General features: G+C 71.0%; 16 protein-coding genes and 1 tRNA gene. 4 read left to right on the top strand and 13 right to left on the bottom strand.

Going from position 1 to position 15109, the window contains the following annotated elements; translation table 11 throughout:
* Positions 1-38 precede the first annotated feature (38 nt).
* The gene (locus ACFQUZ_RS11765; protein WP_377441167.1) at positions 39-1883 is read right to left on the bottom strand and encodes a hypothetical protein; all 1845 of its coding nucleotides are present in this window, start codon (positions 1881-1883) and stop codon (positions 39-41) included.
* Positions 1884-2058: 175 nt separating this feature from the next.
* On the opposite strand from ACFQUZ_RS11765, the gene ACFQUZ_RS11770 reads away from it, so the two are divergent.
* Positions 2059-2769 (top strand): class I SAM-dependent methyltransferase, encoded by a 711-nt coding sequence (locus ACFQUZ_RS11770; RefSeq protein WP_377441169.1) that lies wholly within the window; start codon positions 2059-2061, stop codon positions 2767-2769.
* A gap of 57 nt (positions 2770-2826) precedes the next feature.
* On the opposite strand, the gene ACFQUZ_RS11775 is transcribed toward ACFQUZ_RS11770, so the two are convergent.
* The 3 genes from ACFQUZ_RS11775 to ACFQUZ_RS11785 all read right to left on the bottom strand — a co-directional run bounded on the left by ACFQUZ_RS11775 (position 2827) and on the right by ACFQUZ_RS11785 (position 3905).
* Positions 2827-3357 (bottom strand): YbhB/YbcL family Raf kinase inhibitor-like protein, encoded by a 531-nt coding sequence (locus tag ACFQUZ_RS11775; RefSeq protein WP_377441171.1) that lies wholly within the window; start codon positions 3355-3357, stop codon positions 2827-2829.
* 90 nt (positions 3358-3447) lie between these two features.
* Positions 3448-3687: a hypothetical protein gene (locus tag ACFQUZ_RS11780; RefSeq protein ID WP_377441173.1), complete on the bottom strand. Its 240-nt coding sequence runs from the start codon at positions 3685-3687 to the stop codon at positions 3448-3450.
* A 131-nt stretch (positions 3688-3818) separates the two neighbouring features.
* Positions 3819-3905: transfer RNA gene (locus ACFQUZ_RS11785), tRNA-Ser, on the bottom strand.
* Between the two features lie 112 nt (positions 3906-4017).
* On the opposite strand from ACFQUZ_RS11785, the gene ACFQUZ_RS11790 reads away from it, so the two are divergent.
* Positions 4018-4995 carry an NAD(P)H-quinone oxidoreductase gene (locus ACFQUZ_RS11790; protein WP_377441175.1) on the top strand — a complete coding sequence of 326 codons (978 nt, stop codon included), beginning with the start codon at positions 4018-4020 and terminating at the stop codon, positions 4993-4995.
* A 33-nt stretch (positions 4996-5028) separates the two neighbouring features.
* Here ACFQUZ_RS11790 and soxR read toward each other — a convergent pair whose 3' ends face one another.
* Together soxR and ACFQUZ_RS11800 are read right to left on the bottom strand one after the other, a co-directional pair.
* Positions 5029-5523, bottom strand: coding sequence for a redox-sensitive transcriptional activator SoxR (soxR, locus tag ACFQUZ_RS11795; RefSeq protein WP_377441177.1), 495 nt, complete (start codon positions 5521-5523; stop codon positions 5029-5031).
* An 87-nt stretch (positions 5524-5610) separates the two neighbouring features.
* Positions 5611-6321 carry a glycosyltransferase family 2 protein gene (locus ACFQUZ_RS11800; protein WP_377441179.1) on the bottom strand — a complete coding sequence of 237 codons (711 nt, stop codon included), beginning with the start codon at positions 6319-6321 and terminating at the stop codon, positions 5611-5613.
* A gap of 203 nt (positions 6322-6524) precedes the next feature.
* On the opposite strand from ACFQUZ_RS11800, the gene ACFQUZ_RS11805 reads away from it, so the two are divergent.
* Positions 6525-8138 carry a ricin-type beta-trefoil lectin domain protein gene (locus ACFQUZ_RS11805; RefSeq protein WP_377441181.1) on the top strand — a complete coding sequence of 538 codons (1614 nt, stop codon included), beginning with the start codon at positions 6525-6527 and terminating at the stop codon, positions 8136-8138.
* Between the two features lie 91 nt (positions 8139-8229).
* Here the strand turns inward: ACFQUZ_RS11805 and ACFQUZ_RS11810 are convergent, their stop codons facing one another.
* From ACFQUZ_RS11810 to ACFQUZ_RS11830, 5 genes are all read right to left on the bottom strand, one after another.
* On the bottom strand, positions 8230-8847 hold the full coding sequence (locus tag ACFQUZ_RS11810) for a hypothetical protein (RefSeq protein ID WP_377441183.1): 618 nt from the start codon (positions 8845-8847) through the stop codon (positions 8230-8232).
* A gap of 120 nt (positions 8848-8967) precedes the next feature.
* Positions 8968-10371 (bottom strand): sensor histidine kinase, encoded by a 1404-nt coding sequence (locus tag ACFQUZ_RS11815; protein ID WP_377441185.1) that lies wholly within the window; start codon positions 10369-10371, stop codon positions 8968-8970.
* A gap of 46 nt (positions 10372-10417) precedes the next feature.
* Entirely contained in the window at positions 10418-11116 is a 699-nt protein-coding gene (locus ACFQUZ_RS11820) for a response regulator transcription factor (protein WP_377441188.1), read from the bottom strand.
* 119 nt (positions 11117-11235) lie between these two features.
* Positions 11236-11769, bottom strand: a complete 534-nt coding sequence (locus ACFQUZ_RS11825) for a hypothetical protein (RefSeq protein ID WP_377441190.1) — start codon at positions 11767-11769, stop codon at positions 11236-11238.
* A gap of 59 nt (positions 11770-11828) precedes the next feature.
* The gene (locus ACFQUZ_RS11830; RefSeq protein ID WP_377441192.1) at positions 11829-13001 is read right to left on the bottom strand and encodes a thiolase family protein; all 1173 of its coding nucleotides are present in this window, start codon (positions 12999-13001) and stop codon (positions 11829-11831) included.
* 82 nt (positions 13002-13083) lie between these two features.
* Here ACFQUZ_RS11830 and ACFQUZ_RS11835 point away from each other — a divergent pair, with 82 nt between their 5' ends.
* Positions 13084-13527, top strand: coding sequence for a PH domain-containing protein (locus ACFQUZ_RS11835; protein WP_377441194.1), 444 nt, complete (start codon positions 13084-13086; stop codon positions 13525-13527).
* On the opposite strand, the gene ACFQUZ_RS11840 is transcribed toward ACFQUZ_RS11835, so the two are convergent.
* Together ACFQUZ_RS11840 and ACFQUZ_RS11845 are read right to left on the bottom strand one after the other, a co-directional pair.
* On the bottom strand, positions 13512-14420 hold the full coding sequence (locus ACFQUZ_RS11840; RefSeq protein ID WP_377441196.1) for a rhomboid family intramembrane serine protease: 909 nt from the start codon (positions 14418-14420) through the stop codon (positions 13512-13514). The genes ACFQUZ_RS11835 and ACFQUZ_RS11840 overlap by 16 nt on opposite strands.
* 33 nt (positions 14421-14453) lie before the next feature.
* Positions 14454-14996, bottom strand: a complete 543-nt coding sequence (locus tag ACFQUZ_RS11845) for a peptidylprolyl isomerase (RefSeq protein ID WP_377441199.1) — start codon at positions 14994-14996, stop codon at positions 14454-14456.
* Between the last annotated feature and the right edge of the window lie 113 nt (positions 14997-15109).

Genomic DNA, 15109 nt, shown 5'->3' on the forward strand with positions numbered 1-15109 from the left:
ACCGATCGCAGCGAGCCGATCGGCGCAGTCACGTTCGGTCAGTAGAGCAGCGACCGGACATCCCACACCCACACCCCGCCCCGCCATACCGGTTCCCTGCCGATCAGCTCGGTCATCGTCTGGCGCATCGGCTCGGCGCGCCAGTGCGGGGCGAGGATCACCACCCCCGCCTGCCAGAAGCGCAGGTCGTCAAGGGCGTCGGAGCGGTTGGCAGCGGTGATGGGCGGCACCTTGCCGGTCCGGCGGACGTGGAAGAACAGATCGCTTGTGGGCCGCGACGGCGCGGTGAACCGGGCGGTCCGGTCCGTCCCAGCGGATGGTCCGAGGAAGTAGCCGCGCGGCAGCCGCAGGTCCAGCCCGGTGCCGGCGGACCAGCGTATCGGCTCCGGGTATCCCGAGTCAGGCAACGGCAGCGGCACCACCGACCGGTTGCCGTCGACGTACTCGCGCCACATCCCCGCCCGGACGAACTCCGGCACCGGCTCCGGCGCGACCGCCGGCAGCGGAGTGGGCAGCAGGGGCACCAGCGCCACGGCAAGCACGGCGGCCGCCGCGAGGCGGATCCCGCGCCGTCGCTCCGGCCGGGCACGGGCGAGGTCGGCCACCCGGTCACCGCCGTACGCCAGGAGCACCGCGATCAACGGCGCCATCGCCAGCGCCCAGCGGGTGGGCAGCACCGCCTCCAGCACCGGCAGCCGCTCCAGGTAGGCCCACGGCAACCGGATCCCGGTTTCCCGTCCGGCCACGACCACCTGTGGCCCGAGCGAGAACAGCGCGAACACCAGCCCTGCGACGGCCAGGCCGAGCACCTCCGCGCGGCGTCGCAGCCACCAGACCAACGCGGGGAGGAGCAGCAGCAGCGGCAGGCCGAAGAACGAGTTCTCCTCGGTGGCGTTCGGAGCGAGCCGGCCGACACCCCCGGGCAGGGTCAGCCCGGCCGCGCGGGCGACGCCGACCGCGAGGGATTCCCGCGCGTACGCCGCGAAGGACGCCGCGTCGGCCCCGTAATGTCCGACGGACCGCGGCAGGCCGGCGTAGCTGCCCGGCCCGGTGAGCGCGAAGACCAGCGGCCAGCCCAGCACGATGGCCACCCCGAGCACGGCCACCCCGAGGCCCGCGAGGAACCGTGGCATCCGGGCCCGGGCGGTCGGTCGTAGCACCGCCAGCGTCGCCATCACGATGCCCGTGCCCACCGCGGTGACCACCAGCACCTCCGGGTTGATGAAGGCCTGCCCGACGGCCACCAGGGCGAGCAGCAGCCCGTTGCGCCACGCCGGGCCGGGTCCGGCCAGCCGCAGCGTGCGCCAGACGAGCAGCGGTACGAGGAACTGGGACACGATGTTCGGATGGCCGTTGGCGTGGGACACCATGCCGGGGGCGAACCCGGCGAACGCCGCACCGGTCCAGGCCGCGAACCGGGAGCGCACCAGCACCCGGGACAGCAGGAAATACCAGGCGGTGGCGGTGCCGGCCAGGCCCAGGGTGAGGAACGTGAGCAGCGCGACCGCCGGACCGAACAGCAGGGTGACCGGGGTGAGGGGGATCGAGACGGCGAGCACCGAGGTGTTGGCCATCAGGTTGACCCCGTCGGGCACGTTCATCTGGTCGGTGTAGAGCGGGTCGGTGAACCGGGTGACGACCCGTGCGCCGTGGGCCATCATCCACTCGAACAGCGCCTGATCCTTCTGGTTGACGGCCACCCTGCGCTCGGGGTGTCGCCACAGCTGTGCGGTTACCCAGCCCGCGGCGAGGAGGAAGGTGAACACGGCGGCGGCGTCCGGCAGCCAACGGCGCGCAGACCCGTCAGCGGGCGTTTCCGGCCGTTCGCCCGTACCGTCGGGAGATGGCGGCGGGGTGTCGCGTCCCGGGTCGGAGGTTGTCATACCATCGCGGAGCCTATCGGGATGCCGAGCAGGACGTGGGGGCGACCCGGCGACAACGTGAGCAAAACCCGCTTTAGCCCACATTATCCACCTCGATTTCCGTAGAGTCCGGGGTAAATGGTTGACTCTGTCGGTCCAGTGCAGGGCCCTGATCCAGAACGCGAGGCTTCGACGCATGGCAGAACTGACCGGAGATCAGCAGGTCCAGTCCGAGGTACTCGAGGGCCTGGCCACCGCCGTGAACCACCGGCGGTGGTTCGTCGAGCTTGCCCTCCCGTACCTGGGTGACAACCCGATCGAGATTGGCAGCGGGCTCGGGGACTACGCCCTGGAGTGGGCGCCGCACCTGAGCCGGTTCACCGCCACCGAGGCCGACCCGGAGCGCCTGATCGCCCTGAAGGAACGCCTCGCCGTCGAGCCCAAGATCGAGGTGCGGGAGATGCTGTTGCCGCACGCCGAGCGTGCCGACTACAGCGCCGCCGTCTCGTACAACGTGCTGGAGCACATCGACGACCACGTCGGCGCGTTGCGCAGCATGCGGGACCTGGTCCGGCCCGGCGGCGCGGTGGTGCTGATCGTGCCGGCCTTCGAGTTCGCGATGGGGCCCGCCGACATCGCCACCGGGCACGTCCGGCGGTACACCAAGAAGACCATGCGGGACGCGCTGACCGCGGCCGGTCTCCGGGTCGAAACGCTGCACTACGCCAACGCGCTCGGTCTCATCGGCTACTTCATGGCCACCAAGGTGTTCCGGCTGATGCCCAAGGAGGGGCCGATGGTCAAGGTGTACGACACGCTCGTACTGCCGGTGACCAAGGCCGCCGAGCAGCTCGTCCGGCCACCGTTCGGCCAGTCCGTCTTCGCGGTCGCCCGCGTCCCCGACTGAGGTGAGCAGGAAGGGCCCCTTGACGACGCCACACGTCGACCAGGAGCCCTTCCGCGGTTACTCCTTGATCTGGTACGTCGGCCGGATCGTCGCCCGGGCCAGGGTGTGGAACGCGAGGTTGAAACCGACGTAGGCCGGCGTGGCGTCCGGAGTCACGTCCAGCTTGTCCACGTCAAGCGCGTGCACGGCGAAGACGTACCGGTGGGGCCGGTCACCGGGCGGCGGGGCCGCTCCGCCATAGCCGTGCGTGCCGAAGTCGTTGCGCACGCTGAACGCGTCCTCGACCCGGTCACCGACGCCACTGGGCAACTCGGTCGTCGAGGCCGGCAGGTTGACCAGCACCCAGTGCCAGAATCCGCTGCCGGTGGGGGCGTCCGGATCGAAGCAGGTCACCGCGAAACCGCGGGTCTCCTCCGGAAAGTCCGACCAGTTCAACTGCGGCGAGCGGTTGCCCCCGCCGACGCTGCCGTGCGCGAACTCGCTGTCCATCGGCTCGCCGTTGGCGACGTCCGAACTGGTAAGCGTGAACGCCGACACCGGCGGCAGGGTCTCGTACGGATCGGGTGCGATGGGTCGGTCCAGGCTCATGTGGTGATCCTTCCGAAAGATGGGTCCCGCTGACCTTCTTACCCGATCGGTCGTCCGCCGCACGACCAGCGAGGCAACTCCATTGCCGGCTCAGCCAGCCAGCTTTCCTGGCCCGACGACGACGTTCGCCAACGGGTCACCGGTCACGTACCGCCGGGCCTGGTCGACAAGCAGCCGACGGGCCCGAGGAGGATCGATGATCCCGTAGGGCATCGCGTAGCACTCGACGTCGTCCAGTCGCTCCGGCAACGATTGACTGCCGTCGTAGAGAGCGACATCCAGGTCGCCAAGCTCGGCCGCCGCGTCCGGGTGAGAGATCAGGTAACGCATGGTGCCATGATTCTCGTCCGACGATCCGAACCGCGACCGCCCGACGCTCGGCGCGGGGACGCCAGTGATCAGGACTCAGGGCTTGTGGTGCCCGCGACTCGCGGCGTGCCGCCGGGTCGCTGCGCAGTCGGCGGAGGGTGTGGGATTCGAACCCACGAAGACATCGCTGCCTTACCGGTTTTCAAGACCAGCGCCATCGGCCACTAGGCGAACCCTCCCGGCGGTCGACCCGGCTCCCCGCGCCGCCGCGTGCCCTAGTGTGCCATGGCTGCCCCGAGCATCGCCGACCATGGCCGGGACAGACCGGATCACGTCGGGTAAGACTGAGCCATGCGTGCGATCACGATTCCCGAGCCCGGTGGTCCCGACGCCCTCGTCTGGGCCGAGGTCCCCGACCCCGAACCCGCCCCGGGTGAGGTGTTGATCGACGTGCGCGCCAGCGCGGTCAACCGGGCCGACCTGTTGCAACGGCAGGGGCACTACCCGCCGCCGAAGGGCGCGTCGGCGTACCCGGGACTGGAGTGCGCGGGGGTGGTGGCCGCGCTCGGCGCGGGGGTGACCGATTGGGAGGTCGGGGCTCCGGTCTGCGCGCTGCTGGCCGGTGGTGGGTACGCCGAACAGGTCGCCGTGCCGGCCGGGCAGGTGCTGCCCGTGCCGGACGGGGTGGATCCGGTGGACGCCGCCGCGCTGCCCGAGGTGGCCTGCACGGTCTGGTCGAACGTGGTGCGGCAGGCCGGTCTCACGCACGGTGAGACGGTGTTGGTGCACGGCGGCGGCAGCGGGATCGGCACGTTCGCCATCCAGCTCGGTGCCGCGCTCGGCGCCACTGTGGTGGTCACCGCGCGGGCGGCCAAACACGCGAGGCTGCGCGACCTGGGTGCCGCGCACACCATCGACTACACGGATCGGGATTTCGTCGAGGAGACGCGCCGGGTGACCGACGGCCGTGGCGCCGACGTCATCCTCGACATCGTGGGCGCCGCCTATCTGGGCCGGAACGTCTCGGCCCTGGCCACCGGCGGGCGGCTCGTGGTGATCGGCATGCAGGGCGGTCGCAAGGGAGAACTCGACCTCGCCGCGCTCCTGGCCAAGCAGGGCAGCGTCGCGGCGACCGCGCTGCGGTCCCGGCCGGTGGAGCAGAAGGCGATGATCGTCCGAGGCGTCCGGGACCAGGTGTGGCCGCTTGTGGAGTCCGGCGCGATCCGCCCGGTCGTCCACGAGCGTCTGCCCATGGAACGGGCCGCCGACGCACACCGGCTGGTCGAGACGGGCGACCACCTCGGCAAGGTGGTGCTGGTGCGGGGCTAGCGCCGGAACCATCCGGCAACCGGCGGGCAGCGGTCAGGCGCCCGGGCCGGTGGATGGCGCGGGCCGAGGACCGGCCGGCGTCGCCGCGTCCTCGGCCGGCAGGATCCGGCGAGGGCCCGGTCCCTGGGCGGCAAGTTCGTCCTCCGGGTTGTAGAGCTTGCAACGCTGCAGCGACAGGCAGCCGCAGCCGATGCAGCCGGTCAGCTCGTCGCGCAGCCGGTGGAGCAGTTCGATCCGCTGGTCCAGTTCGTGGCGCCACAGCCGGGACAGCCGGGCCCAGTCCGCCCGAGTGGGGGTACGGGAATCGGGCAGTGAGTCCAAGGCTGACCGGATCTTGTCAAGGGACACCCCGACCTGCTGCGAGATCCGGATGAACGCCACCCGGCGCAGTTCGGCCCGCGCGTACCGCCGCTGGTTGCCGCCGGTGCGGTCGGCCCGGATCAGGCCGAGCCGCTCGTAGTAGCGCAGCGCCGACGGAGCCACACCTGAGCGGGCGGACAATTCGCCGATCGTCAGTGCTTCCTGCATCACGCCACCTTGAGCTGAAGTTGACTTCAACTTTCAGGCTACCCGCATGACGAGCACCGCGACCACGGCGTCCGGCCGCCGCGGCGGCTAGCCCCGGCGGCGGGCCGGTCCGGGTTGGCGGCGGGTCCGCTCGCGGCCGAGGATCCACAGCGCCTCGACCCCGTCCCGCCAGGTGATTTTCTTGCCTTCCTCGCGGTTGCGCGCCCGATAACTGATCGGCACCTCGTACGGGCGGATCCGGCGGCGGAGCAACTTGCCGGTTACTTCCGCCTCCATGCCGAAGCCGCGCGACCGGACGTCCAGCGACCGGTACAGCGCCACCGGCATCAGCTTGAAGCAGGTCTCCAGGTCGCCGATGTAGGAGTTGTAAAGAACATTGGCGGCCGTCGTGACGGCCTTGTTGCCCATCACGTACCAGAAGCTGTAGGCGCTGTGGCTGCCGAATGTGCGATTCCCGTAGACCACGGTGGCCCGGCCGTCCAGCACCGGGGCGAGCAGTCGCGGAATGTCCTTGGGGTCGTACTCAAGATCGGCGTCGAGAATGACCATGTACTCACCCTCGGCGCTGTCGACGGCGGTGCGGATGGCCGCTCCCTTGCCCGCGTTCCGGGGATGCGTGATCACCCGGACCCGGCCGTCGTCCGCCGCCGCGAGGACCTCCTTCGTGCCGTCACGGCTGCCGTCATCGACGACCACCAGCTCGATCTCGCACGGGTAGTCCACCGCCAGCGCCTGCTTGAGCGCGTCGGCGATGCGTTCCGCCTCGTTGTAGACCGGCATCAGGATCGAGAGCTTCACAGGAGTCTCCGCAGTGGGTGTGGCAGATCGTCCGTAGCGTATCCCGAACCCGGCTCCCCGCTCCGATCGGAGCCGACAACGGTGCATCCGGGACGCGGGCGGCGACCCCTGAACTTTTCCGAAGTCTATTCACATTCATCACTCCGAGCGTTACCGTCTGGTAACTCGATCGTCACATCGCGATCGATGGAAGGAGTGCGTCGATGTCCGAATCCCCCGCCCCCGGGGGACGGCACGCGCTCCGGGCGCCCCGGCGGCGATCGCTCGCCGCCGCGGCACTCGTCGCGGGTCTCGTCCTCCCGTTGCTCCCTGGCCTGGCCACCCCCGCCAGTGCCGTCGACCGCCCGGCAGTACAGCCGCTGCCAGCTAACCTGGAGACCATCCGGGCGGCCGAAGCAACCGCGCTCTACGGCAGTCCACAAATCCGCCCCCTCGACCAACGCAGGGTCTCGCTCGTCACGATGGGAGACAGCGAGATCTCCGGCGAGGGGGTGGGGAACTACATCCCCGGCACCCACCAGGACGGCAACTGGTGCGACCGGTCCTACGACCAGGCGGTGTTCCGCACCGGCATCGCGTCGGACGTGCAGTACAACATCGCCTGCTCGGGCGCGACGCCGTGGAACCTGATCGCCGGCGGCCCGAGCCAGTGGAACGAACTCAACCAGGGTGACTACCTCTCCATCAAGGCCCGGAACACCAAGATCAAGCTGATCTGGGTGGTGGTCGGCGCCAACGGCGACGGCACCATCCAGTTCGGTCCGGTGGCCACCGACTGCGCGATCAGCCGGGTCTTCTTCCAAGGCCCCTGCTACCCGCGGTACACCGACGAGTGGACCATCCGGACCAACGGCAGCCGGCAGGCCGTCGAGCAGGCCCTCACCTCGATCCGACAGACGATGACCGGCGCCGGCTACCTGGCCAGCGACTACGAGCTGGTGCTCCAGTCGTACCCCAGCCCCGGCAGCCCGGACGTCGAGGACAACCCCAACTTCCCCGGCTGGTACGGCGGCGGCTGCCTGCTCTACCTGCACGACCAGGCGTTCGCCCGGAACAAGGCGGTCCCGCTGTTCGAGACCGCGCTGCGGGCGGCGGCGGCCAACACCGGCACTCGGTACCTCGACAACAGCCGGCTGTTCCACGGACACGAGGTGTGCACCGACAACACCTCCGTCCGCGGGCTCTACATCGAGATCGGCATCTGGGACGAGAACGCCGCCCGGCAGTCGTTCCATCCCAACGCCCGGGGCCACGGCATGTTCGCCCAGTGCATGACCCAGTTCTTCAACTCGGGACAGCAACAGGCCACCTGCGTCGACCCGGCCAGCACCGGATCCGGCGTGCTCCAACCCGGGCTCATGGACTTCAAACAGTTGCGGAACGCGGCCACCGGCACCTGTGTCGACGGCAAGGGATACGACTCGCGCAACGGCACCGTACAACAGTCGTACACCTGCCACGGCGGTCGTAACCAGGGATTCTGGTACGACCCGGCCCGCCGCTCGCTGCACTCCGAACTGTCCCACGATCGCTGCCTGGACGTGTCGGGCGGCTCGCTGACCGCTGGCACGGCGGTCAACATCCACGACTGCCACGGCGGCGCCAACCAGCAATGGGTGTTCAACGGCGCCCAGCTACGGGCGGCCGGAAACCAGGCGCTCTGCCTGGAGTTCGACAATCCGTGGTTCGGTACGCCGCGGCTGCGGCTGGCGTCCTGCTCGTCGAGCACCCGCCAGCAGTGGTCGTTCCAGTCCCGCAACTTCGCCAACCCGGTGGGTTACGGGCACGACGACTTCATCGGCTCCCGCGTGTACTGAAAGGTACGGGAAGGGTCTCTTACCAGGGTGTAAGAGACCCTTCCCGCGAGTGCCCGTCACACCCCGTGCCGGCAGCGGGCGCGCAGCCCCGTCAGCGTGACGTCCGGTTCGGGATGATGATCAATCGCGCCACGCCCGCGTCACCGTCCTTGGCACCGGCCACGCCGACCGTCGTACCCACCTTGACCTCGCTCGGTTGGATCGTGGCCCGCCGCTCGACCACCCGCAGTTCCGGACCGAAGGCCCAGCTCATGGTGAAACCATCGGTCGACTTCACAGTCATCGAGTCGCCGTCGATCGCGGTGACCTCACCCCGCTGCACCGCGACGGTCTTCGTCCCGTCCTTGGTCTGCACGACGGCCTCGCCGTGCAGCGTGTTCCGGCGCAGCAGGACTCGGGCCTGATGCCGCTTACGCCACGCCTCCACCCGCTCACCCCGCCGGTCCGCACCGGGAGACGTGCTCGCGGACGGCTCGCCCGCACCCGGCGCCGGGTCGGCCGCGGCGATCTGCGCGGTATCGAAGCCCATCGCGGCCAACGCCTGCCCGTCCGCGCCCATGGCGGCGGCAACCTCCACGGCAGTCCGCTCGATGTCCACGGCCGCTCGATCACCGCCGGCCCGGTCGCCGGCCACACCACAACCGGCGAGCCCGAGCGCACCCACTCCGGCCAGCACGGCGGTGGCGACGGTGCCTCCCCAACGCTTCATGGTCATCCCTTCTCGACGAGGTGGGTCCACCCTGCCCCGCCGCCACCAGGGGATCGTCAAGCCGATGTTCGAACCTGGTAAGAGGTCGCCGCGGACGGGACCGGCACACCGGACCGGCCGTCATGGTGCCGGCGGTAGCCAGACCGTGAACCTGGCGCCGCCCTCCGGCGCGTGGCCCGCCGCGATGGTGCCGCCGAGTCGGCGGACCAGACCGGCGGCGAGCGCCAGCCCGAGACCGCTGCCGACCTTCCGGATCCCCCGGTACCGCTCGTGCAGTGCTCCCCGTTCGAAGGCCACGGCCAGGTCGTCGTCGGTGAAACCGGGACCGCCGTCGCGTACCTCCACCACCCCGCCACCGGCCGGCGCCGGCCGGGTGGCCAGCACCACCGGGGCCCCCGGTGGAACCACCCGCAACGCGTTCTCCAGCAGGCCGTCGACCACCTGCCGGATGCGCCCCGGATCGGTGTACGCGGGCACCGGTCCGTCCGGCAGTTCCGCCCGCAGCGGCACACCGACCGCGGCACACCGGGACGTCCACGGCTCGACGGCCGCGCGGACCAACTCGGCCAGATCGACCCGGGCCGGTTCCAGCGGGAAGTCCGCGGCCTCCAGCCGAGCCAACGCCAGCAGATCGCTCACCAGCCGGTCCAGGTGTTCCGCCTCGCCCAACATGGTCTGCCCGGCCCGCCGCGTGCCGTCGGCCGGAAGGACCCCGTCGGCGAGCGCCTCCGCGTAGCCACGGATGGCCGTCAGCGGCGTACGAAGTTCGTGCGAGACGGAGAGCAGGAACTCCCGCTGCCGGCCCTCGCTGGTGGCCAGCGCCGCGGCGAGCCCGTTCAACGCGTACGCGAGATCCGCCGCCTCCTCCGGCGGTTCGACCGGGACCTGGACGTTGCGGTCGCCGGCGCGCAGCCGGGCGGCGGCGGTCGCCGCGTTCCGGATCGGCCGAGCCAACCGCCGGGCCAGCAGCACACCCGCCACCAGCCCGGCGGACAAGCCCGCCAGCAGCGGCAGCCACAGGCTGGCGGCGATGCTCAGCCACAGCCCCCGGCTGACCGGCCGGGTCAGCACCACCCCGCTGCCACCGGGCAGGGCCCGCGCCTCGATCAGGGACATCCGGCCGTCGACCATTCCCCGACCGGACACGTTGCGGCCGGCGGCGAGCCGCTGCACCACCCGTTCCGGCAACCCACCCCGATCCGGATTGCCGGCCCGGACAAGGTAGGCGTTGATGTCCCGGTCCCGCAGCCGCTGGACGATCCGCACCTCGTCCGCGGTCTGCCCGCGATCGAGCCGCGGACGCAGCAGTTGGGCGGTCAGGGTGGCCTGCGCGGCAAGCGCCTCCCGCGCCTGCCGATCCGCCGCCCGCACCGTCAACGGCACCGCCACCATCACCGTGACCAGCACCGAAACCAGGGCCACCGCGCAGCTCACCAGGACGGCCCGGGCCGTGAGGGTACGCCCGAAGCGCCGCCGCCGGGGCCCGTCGGCGGTCGGCCGTTGGCCGATCACCGGCAACGGCATGGTCAGATGTTCGCTGCGCGACGGACGTCCGGGGCCCACCGGTGGCTCAGCCGACACAGGCGTAGCCCACACCGCGGTGGGTGCGGATCCACTCGGCGGCGGCCGGACCGAGCTTGGCCCGGACCTGGGCCACGTGGACGTCGACCGTGCGGGTCCCGCTGTGCGCGGCGTAACCCCACACGCTGGCCAGCAACTCCTCCCGGGTGAACACCCGCCCGGGCCGGCTCATCAGGTACGCGAGCAGGTCGAACTCGGTCGTGGTGAGGTGCACTGGTGCTCCATCGACGGTGACCGAGCGGCGGCTCGGGTCCAGGCTGATCGGCCCCGCGGTACGCGGCCGGTCGGCGCCGTTCGGCGTTCCCGTGCTGCGGCGCAACACCGCGCGGACCCGGGCCACCAGTTCACGCGGACTGAACGGCTTGGTGACGTAGTCGTCGGCACCGAGTTCGAGGCCGACGATCCGGTCCACCTCGTCGTCCCGTGCGGTCAGGAAGATCACCGGGGTCCAGTCACCGGACTCCCGGAGCCGGCGGCACACCTCGGTGCCGGCCAGGCCAGGGAGTGCGATGTCCAACACGCAGGCCACCGGGCGCAGGCGCTGGGCGGCGGCCAGTCCGGCGATGCCGTCCCGCTCGACGTGCACGCCGAACCCGTCCCGGGTCAGATAGAGCCGGACCAGGTCGGCGATTGCCGGTTCGTCCTCCACCACCAGGACGAGTCCCCGGTGCTGCGCGTCGGAGGACACCGGCCCATGATGACCGATGGGTGACGACAGTGTCGGGTCGGGCCGTGTTCGAGGTGTGTAAGAACCCGCTGCGGGCCGATGCCCGTCGGGACCCGCCGCCGACGGTGTCCCGATCGGAGTCAGGTGACGATGGCGGCACCGAGGGCTCGCCGACGAACGTCGACGGTCGGTGCCGGTCCGGTGCCGGGTACGGTCGCGGTGCCCGGGGCGTACCGGACCGCCCGCCCCGGCACCGGGGTCCGGAACGCCCTACTGAGCAGCGCGTCCAGACGCCACACCTGGTCCGCCCGGTTGGTGCGGATGAGGAACCGCTCGCGGATCCCATCCACCGCCGTGGCGGCGAGTTCGACGGCGCTCAGCCGGGGATCCGCGTTCCACGTCACATTGTCCAGATGCCGCAACTCCGCGTTGAGGTGCAGCCGGAGCCGGCGGAGCAGCCCGGTCTCCTGGGTCACCACCAACCGGTGCTCGGTGAGCAGCAGCAGGTAACCGTGCTGGTTCGGCCGGTCGGGGCGGGTGCAACGGGTGACGAGCACCGTGACGTCGCCGGGGTCGACGCACCGCCGCAACACCGGCATGTGCCGGCTGACGATGGGGATCGCCACCCCGGCTTCGGCGGCGGCGGGCAGGAAGGTCCGGGAGAACACGTCCATGTCAGAAGAAACGATACGTGTGTCCACGATGACGCGGCGTGACATGGATGAAAGTAGAATTACAGAAGTTCCACGATGGTGGCGTTCGCCATTCCGCCGCCCTCGCACATCGTCTGCAGGCCATACCGGATGCCGTTGTCGCGCATGTGGGTAAGCATCGTGGTCATGATCCGTGCCCCCGAGCCGCCGAGCGGGTGCCCCAGGGCGATGGCACCGCCGCGCGGGTTGAGGCGGCTCGACTCCGCCTCCGTCTCGGCCAACCAGGCCAGCGGTACCGGCGCGAACGCCTCGTTCACCTCGTACACACCGATCTCCTCGATGCCCAGCCCCGCGCGGCGCAGCGCCTTCGCGGTGGCCGGGATCGGCGCGGTGAGCATGGTCACCGGATCATCGGCCGCGACCACCGCCGTGTGGATCCGGGCCAGCGGCCGCAGGCCATGGTCCCGTGCCCAGTCCGAGGTGGTCACCGCGAGCGCCGCGGCACCATCGGAGATCTGCGACGCGGATCCGGCCGTCACCACGCCGTCCGGCCGGAAGGGTGTGGGCAGCTCGGCCAGCCGCTCCAGGCTGGTGTCCCGCCGGATGCCCTCGTCCCGGGTGACCTTGCCACCATCGGCCACCGGCACCGGCGCCACCTCGCCGTCGAACGCCCCGGCGTCCTGGGCGGCCGCCGCCTTCTCGTGGCTGGTCAGCGCGAACTCGTCGAGCTGACCGCGGGACAGGTGCCACCGCCGGGCGATCAACTCGGCGCCGACCCCCTGGTTGAACGGGATCGGCTCATCCGCCGCGAATCCCTCCACCGCGCGGTAACGGTCCCGCACCTGGTCGCCGTAGGGCAGGCCGGCCCCGACGCTGGCACCCATCGGCACCCGCGTCATCGACTCCACCCCACCGGCCACCACGAGATCCGCCTGACCGGCGATGACCGCGGCGGCGGCGAAGTGCACGGCCTGCTGGCTCGACCCGCACTGCCGGTCGAGCGTCGTGCCGGGGACCGACTCCGGCCAACCGGCGGCCAGCACCGCGTTGCGGGCAACGTTCCAGGCCTGCTCGCCGACCTGGGACACGGTCCCCCAGACGACGTCGTCGACGTGTGCCGGGTCGATGCCGGACCGCTCGACCAGGGCGCGCAGCACGTGCGCCGACAGGTCGACGGGGTGGACGCCGGACAACGCTCCCCGGCGTCGCCCGACCGGGGTCCGGACCGCTTCGACGATGACCGCGTCTCTCATCTGTACTCCCCGGTAACGTGGCTGCCCCGATCGTACGTCGCCGTCCGCGCGAGCGTCCGCCCCGTACTGGCATGCTGGGCGGATGGAACCAGCGAGGTGGCGGGTGCCGGCGGTGGTCCCCGGACTGAAGCTGGCCGGGGCCGCGGCGCTTGTCGTCCTCGCGGTGCTGCTCGCCGACGGCGACCCGGTTCGACCCGCCCTGGGAGCGCTGGTCGCGGCCGGCCTCGCCGGCTGGGCGGGCCGGGACCTGCTCGCCCCGGTCCGGCTGGCGGTGGACGCGGACGGGATCCGGGTGCCGCGCGGGTACGCCGGTCAGCGCCGGCTGGAGTGGGCGCGGATCGAGCGGATCCGGGTGGACAGCCGGTCGCGGCGCGGGCTGCGCAGCGAGACGCTGGAGATCGACGCGGGGGACTCGCTGCACCTGTTCGGCAGGTACGACCTCGGCGCCGAGCCGGCCGAGGTTGCCGAAGCGCTGCGCGCCGCCTGGCAGGCCGGTGCGCGCGGTGGTCGTCAGCCGAGCAGCTGAGCGGTCCGGGCCACCGTGACCAACAACAGCAGCACCAGCAGCGCGACGCCGCCCACGACCTGGACCGGGGTGCGCCGCTCCCGCGGGGCGTAGGCCAGCACCAGGGCCATCAGGGTGCCGAGGACCAGGCCGCCGAGGTGGCCGGCGATGCTGATGTACGGCACGGCGAAGGTGAAGACCAGGTTGATCACGAGGATCGGCAGCACCCCGGAGGTGTCCCGGCCAAGCCGTCGCATGATGACGAACAGCGCGCCGAACAGGCCGAAGATCGCCGTGGAGGCGCCCACGGTCTGCTGCGCCGGATCGCTGAACAGATAGGCCGCGACGTTGCCGCCGAGCCCGGCCACCAGATAGAGGCCGAGGAACCGGGCCGGCCCGAGCGCCGCCTCCAGCGTGCGGCCCAGCACCCACAGTGCCCACATGTTCAGCAGCAGGTGGAGCAGGCCGTAGTGCAGGAACATCGCGGTGAACAGCCGGTAGTACTCGCCGCTGGCGATGCCGTGCACCGTGAAGTCCTGGTAGCGCGCCAGGCCGAGGATCGAACCCCAGACCGTCAACGGCGTGCCGCTGCCCATGAGCCCGCCCAACCCGCCGCCGGCGAGCGAGCGGCCGGCCCCGGAGGAGGTTATCGACAGCAGCATCATCAGCAGGTTCAGGCCGATGAGGGTCTTGGTGACATAGCCGTGGCGGCCGGCGGCACCACCACCGAAGGCGGTGCGCGCCGGCCGCTGGGTGCGCTTGCCCAGCGCCACGCAGTCGGGGCACTGGTGCCCCACCGAGGCCTCCCGCATGCAGTCCGGGCAGATCGGCCGCTCGCACCGGGTGCACCGGACGTAGGTCTCCCGGGACGGGTGTCGGTAGCAGACCGGCGTCGTCGGGGGAGACTCACTCATGCCGGCAAAAGTACCTCGGGTTCACCACCGTGGTCAGTTGCCGGTCCGCTGGATTTCGACCCGCTCGATGATCACGTCCTGGCGCGGGCGGTCGCCGGGACCGGTCGGGGTGCTGGCGATCGAGTCGACCACCTTCGCCGACGACTCGTCGGCCACCTGGCCGAAGATGGAGTGCTTGCCGTTCAGGTGCGGCTGCGGCCCCACCGTGATGAAGAACTGCGAGCCGTTGGTGCCCTGACCGGCGATCTTGCCGGCGTTCGCCATCGCCAGCAGGTACGGCCGGTCGAAGCGCAGTTCGGGGTGGATCTCGTCGTCGAACTGGTAACCCGGCCCACCTCGGCCGGTGCCGGTCGGGTCACCCATCTGGATCATGAATCCGCTGATCACCCGGTGCGAGATGGTGCCGTCGAAGTACGGCCCCGAACCGGGCTGGCCGGTACGCGGGTCGACGTACTCGCGGGTCCCCTCGGCCAGCTCGACGAAGTTGCGCACCGTCTTCGGGGCGTGGTTGGGAAAAAGCTCCAGGCGGATCGCGCCCATGTTCGTGTGCAGGGTGGCGTAGACAGCCTCAGCCACGGGTACTCCTCAGTTGTTGGTCAGTTCCATGCGGATCCTCCCATGTGCCCGATCTGGCAGTACGGAGGCATCCGGTGGTGGAGGATGACGGAGATACCACACAGGAGGTGGAG

This window comes from Plantactinospora sp. GCM10030261, from assembly GCF_042666615.1.
Classification (GTDB): domain Bacteria; phylum Actinomycetota; class Actinomycetes; order Mycobacteriales; family Micromonosporaceae; genus KBS50.